Source organism: Thiohalocapsa sp., assembly GCF_019695415.1.
GTDB lineage: Bacteria > Pseudomonadota > Gammaproteobacteria > Chromatiales > Chromatiaceae > Thiohalocapsa.
The window spans coordinates 1-4446 of sequence record NZ_JAIFKJ010000305.1 but is presented as its reverse complement, the minus strand read 5'-3'; the positions used below and the strand labels follow the sequence as shown (position 1 = coordinate 4446).

Annotated in this window: 5 protein-coding genes and 1 tRNA gene; 4 read left to right on the top strand and 2 right to left on the bottom strand. The window is 68.0% G+C overall.

The features are described from left to right. Nucleotides 1-264: 264 nt before the first annotated feature. Nucleotides 265-858 carry a fasciclin domain-containing protein gene (locus I6U14_RS08880; RefSeq protein ID WP_296898571.1) on the top strand — a complete coding sequence of 198 codons (594 nt, stop codon included), beginning with the start codon at nucleotides 265-267 and terminating at the stop codon, nucleotides 856-858. Nucleotides 859-1054: 196 nt separating this feature from the next. Here I6U14_RS08880 and I6U14_RS08875 read toward each other — a convergent pair. Next, nucleotides 1055-1130 (bottom strand) — tRNA-Ala (locus tag I6U14_RS08875). A 161-nt stretch (nucleotides 1131-1291) separates the two neighbouring features. Between I6U14_RS08875 and arsS the strand changes: the two genes are divergently transcribed. Continuing rightward, nucleotides 1292-2266 (top strand): arsenosugar biosynthesis radical SAM (seleno)protein ArsS, encoded by a 975-nt coding sequence (gene arsS / locus I6U14_RS08870; protein ID WP_296898569.1) that lies wholly within the window; start codon nucleotides 1292-1294, stop codon nucleotides 2264-2266. Between the two features lie 53 nt (nucleotides 2267-2319). After that, nucleotides 2320-2919 (top strand): TIGR04282 family arsenosugar biosynthesis glycosyltransferase, encoded by a 600-nt coding sequence (locus tag I6U14_RS08865; RefSeq protein WP_296898568.1) that lies wholly within the window; start codon nucleotides 2320-2322, stop codon nucleotides 2917-2919. A 155-nt stretch (nucleotides 2920-3074) separates the two neighbouring features. Here the strand turns inward: I6U14_RS08865 and I6U14_RS08860 are convergent, their stop codons facing one another. Next, the gene (locus I6U14_RS08860; protein ID WP_296898567.1) at nucleotides 3075-3887 is read right to left on the bottom strand and encodes an inner membrane protein YpjD; all 813 of its coding nucleotides are present in this window, start codon (nucleotides 3885-3887) and stop codon (nucleotides 3075-3077) included. Between the two features lie 224 nt (nucleotides 3888-4111). On the opposite strand from I6U14_RS08860, the gene I6U14_RS08855 reads away from it, so the two are divergent. Next, a partial coding sequence (locus I6U14_RS08855) for a signal recognition particle receptor subunit alpha (RefSeq protein ID WP_296898565.1) occupies nucleotides 4112-4446 on the top strand: 335 nt, incomplete at its 3' end.

The window sequence follows — 4446 nt, the reverse complement described above, 5'->3', positions numbered from 1 at the left end:
GGCTGTCGGGCGCCGCGTCTGTGGTCGGCAGGCGGCGTCCTTCGTGCTGGCATGTCTGCGTCAATCGGGACTGGTTGGGCGCCGGTGGCGGGTTGGAGGGGGCGGTGCGCTGCCGTGCGCGATGTCAGGGAAATTCTGCGTGCAGAACCTGGCCGGCGCGCATGGCGGTGGCCGTCTCCCCACGAACCGCAGGGATCACGCCTGGAACCAACGCGCGCGCCTGGTTGCCGTAAGACGCCAACTCAGCGACTTACGGTGATTCCCATGCACGTGCCACAGATGATCCGCGCTCGGCGCGCGTCAACCCTGCTCGCACTGACAGCCAGCCTCGCCTCCGCGGTCGCGATGGCGGCGCCGCGTGCTCCGGCGGATGAGGGGGTGAGCGAGTTCGACCCGAAGCCTTCGGCATCCGCTGCGGCGCCGGCCCCGGACCCGCTGGTCTGGGGGCGCTTCGTCTCGGAGGTGCTCGGCAGCCGGGCGACCGGCGCGGTGCCTGATTCCGTCTCCGTGGCGTTCTTCAACAGCCTGCTGCGGGCGGTGGGCTGGGGCGAGGCGCCAGACGTCGGCGGCCCCTACACCCTGTTCCTGCCGGTGGACACCGCCTTCGCGCGGTTCCCGGGCGAGGCGCTCGACGCGGTGGTGCACGATCGCGCGGCGCTTGAGGCGTTGGTAGACGGGCACATCGTTCCCGGCAGCGTGACGCGTGAGGCGCTGCAGCAGGGCAGGGTGCTGATGTCGCTCCGGGGCGAGCCGATCGCCGCCGACTGGGTTGGTCGGCCCTTCGTCAACGGCGCCGCCGTGATCGCCAGCGCCGAGCTCGAGCACGGCGTGGTGCACTTCATCGACCGGGTGCTCTGAGAGCCTAGCGCGTAACCGCTGGCCAGGGCGCGTGGTGCGCGCCGGCGAGCAGCCGGGCAGCCGGCTTGGGTCATCGGAGTGCTTGGGCCGGGCGGCTCTGCCGCAAATCCGTCGTCAACGCGTGCAAGTTGTCACACTGGGCGTCACGCTGACGCAAAATCCGCCTGAGGAAGGCGCGGCAAAGGCTTGGAAAGATTGGTGGAGCCGAGGGGGATCGAACCCCTGACCTTCGCATTGCGAACGCGACGCTCTCCCAGCTGAGCTACGGCCCCGTGAGGTGCGGGCGGTTGGGCGGGTGGCGACTTGCGTGCCAGACTTGCCCGAGCCCCCAAGTGTATCACTGCTTCGGGTTTTGACAATCGAGCGGGCGCCGCCACCTCGGGAGGGTGCCGTGGTTACGGCGCGGATTCCCAAGCTGTTCTGGAGCTCTGTCGTGCTGGACTCGAAACCCCTGCTGCTCGAGACCGAATTTCCGCCCATCGTGCGTCGCCGCCTGAGCACGGTGCAGGTGAATCTCGGCTACCGTTGTAATCAGTCCTGCGTACATTGCCACGTGGACGCCGGCCCGAAGCGGCATGAGGAGATGACTGCGCAGACCATGGAGCAGGTGCTGGACTTCGTGGCCCGCAGCGGTGCCGGCACTCTGGACATTACCGGTGGCGCGCCGGAGCTCAACGCCGTATTCAGGCCGCTGGTGGAGCGGGCCCGGGGGCTCGGCATGCATGTGATGGACCGCTGCAACCTCACCATCCTGGAGGAGCCAGGCCAGGCGGACCTGGCGGCGTTCCTGGCCGATCACCGCGTGGAAATCATCGCCTCGCTGCCCTGCTATCTGGAGGATAACGTGGACGGCCAGCGCGGCAAGGGCGTCTTCGACGGCAGTGTGCGCGGCCTTAAGCGCTTGAACGCCCTTGGCTACGGCGCCGACGATGCCGATGCCACCGGACTGCTGCTCAACCTGGTTTACAACCCGGTGGACGCGGTGCTCCCCCCGCCGCAGTGCGCCTTAGAGGCGGACTATAAGCGCGAGCTGGCCGAGCGCTACGGCATCCGCTTCAACCGGCTGCTGACGTTGGCCAATATGCCGATCCGGCGCTTCGGCGGCTGGCTGCTGTCCACCGGGCGCTTCAACGAGTACATGCGCCTGCTGAAGGACGCGCACCGGGATGAGAACCTGGATGCGGTCATGTGCCGCGACCTCATCAGCATCGATTGGCAGGGCTATGTTTACGATTGCGACTTCAACCAGATGCTGGGGCTTCCGGTGGGCTCGGCGGGCGACGAGCGCCGGCACATCAGCGAGCTGACGGATGCCGATGGGCTCACGGGGGCCGGCATCCGCGTCGGCGAGCACTGCTTCGGCTGCACGGCGGGCCAGGGCAGCAGCTGCGGCGGGGCGCTCAGCTGAGTGCGACGCTCCGCGTGGGTGTTGGTTATCGCTTCCCGCGGGCGCGCGTCCTGGTGTTCGCAAAAGCGCCGGTCGCTGGCGCCTGCAAGACGCGGCTGATTCCAGCGCTGGGGGCGGACGGCGCAGCGGACTTGCATCGGGCACTGCTGGAGGACACCCTGGCTCGGCTCGCGCCAGCCGGGATCGCGCCGATTGAGCTATGGTGCGCGCCGGATGCCGGGCACCCGGTGTTCCGCGAGCTGGCGGCGCGCTGGGCGGTGTCGCTGCACACGCAACAGGGCGACGACCTCGGTGCGCGCCTGCGACATGCGGCGACGAATGCGTTGGCGCAGGCTGAGGCCGTGGTGTTGATCGGCTGCGACTGTCCGGGGCTCGGGTCGGCGCAGGTCACGTCAGCGCTGACTGCGCTGTTGGAGTCGTCGCCGCAGGACGCGGTGCTCGGGCCTGCGGATGATGGCGGCTATGTGCTGCTCGGGCTGCGGCAGGCGGCGCGCGAGCTCTTCGCGGACATGCCCTGGGGGGGCGATCAGGTTGCGGCAGTCACCCGGGAGCGCATGGCCGGGCTGGGGTGGCGATGGCGGGAGCTGGCGTCATTGCCGGATCTGGATCGACCCGAGGACCTCATCTGGTATCGGCGGAAGCGGGCGAGCTGAGGGTCGACCCCGGAGCGCGGTGGTGTCGGGCCTCGTTGCGCTGAGCGCCGACCTGCGCTGCCGGTCGGCCCACGACGATGATCGGCGGGGTTGGAGCCCGGTGTCGCGTTGCGCTCGTCGCGGCCCTGCGCGCAATCCGATCGCACGGGCGGCGGTCAGCGATGCAGGATGAGCTCCAGCACGAACTTGGAGCCGAAGTAAGCAAGGATCAGCAGTAGGAAGCCGCTCAGGGTCCAGCGGATGGCTTTTTGGCCGCGCCAGCCCCAAACGCGGCGGCCGAGCAGCAGTCCGCCGAAGACCATCCATGCGAGCACAGACAGCACGGTCTTGTGCACCAAATGCTGGGCGAACATGTTCTCGAGGAAGGCAAAGCCCGAGAGCAGCGCCAGCGTCAGCAGCACGAAGCCGATGCCGATCATCTCGAACAGCAGGGCTTCCATGGTCATCAACGGCGGCAGCGTGCGGATGAAGGTGTTCGGCTTGCGCCGGCGCAAATAGTTGTCCTGCACCGCCAGCAGGACCGCCTGCACGGCGGCGAGCGTGAGCAGGCTGTAGGCGAGCATGGACAGCAGCACATGCAGCTTCAGGATCCAGCTCGCGTCGTCGCTCATGAAGCCGACGCCCGGGTAGATCAGATCCAGCAGCACCGTGATGGCTGCCAACGGCAGGATCACGAGCCCGAGGTTTTCGATGGGCTTGCTCAAGCTGGAGATCAACAGCGACGCCACCACCGTCCAGGAGGCGAGCGACAACGCATTGAAGAAGGCCAGATTCAGCCCGGCGTGGCTGAAGATGGCTTGGTACAACAGCCAGGTGTGCAGCAGCAGCCCGAGGAAGCCGAGCCCCAGTGTGGTCTGCCGCAGCACCTGTACCGAGCTCAGGTCGCGGTTGAACAGGCGCCAGCCGATGAGGCTCGCGCTGGCAATGTAGGCGGCGATGCTGACGAGGGCGATGGGGGCACTGCTCATGGCTGCGGATCATCGCACAACTGGGTGCCCGTCGGAACGCGCCCGCGCTGGCGGGCGTGCGTCAGCGGGCTGTTCTTTGCGGCTGCCTTGATTTAGGTTAAGCACCTCGTTGGTCGTGCGCGACGGAACCCGCATCGTGCAGCCGACGCAGCAAAGCTGACGGCCCGTGGCTGGTTGCCGGCCCGGCGGCCATTTCTCCTCCGACTCCGTCCCCGATACACATCATGTTCGACAGCTTGCAGGAGCGCTTCGGCGACGTGCTCAAGGGCCTGCGCGGCCAGGCTCGGCTCACCGAGGACAACATAAAAGACACCCTGCGCGAGGTGCGCATGGCGCTGCTGGAGGCCGATGTGGCCCTGCCGGTGGTGCGCGGCTTCGTAGAACGGGTGCGCGAGCGCGCCTTGGGTGCCGACGTTACCCGCAGCCTGACCCCTGGCCAGGTGCTCATCAAGATCGTCAACGACGAGCTGACGGCTCTGATGGGCGAGGTCAACGAGGGCTTGGCCCTGAACGTCCAGCCGCCGGCGGTGATCCTGATGGCCGGCCTGCAGGGCTCGGG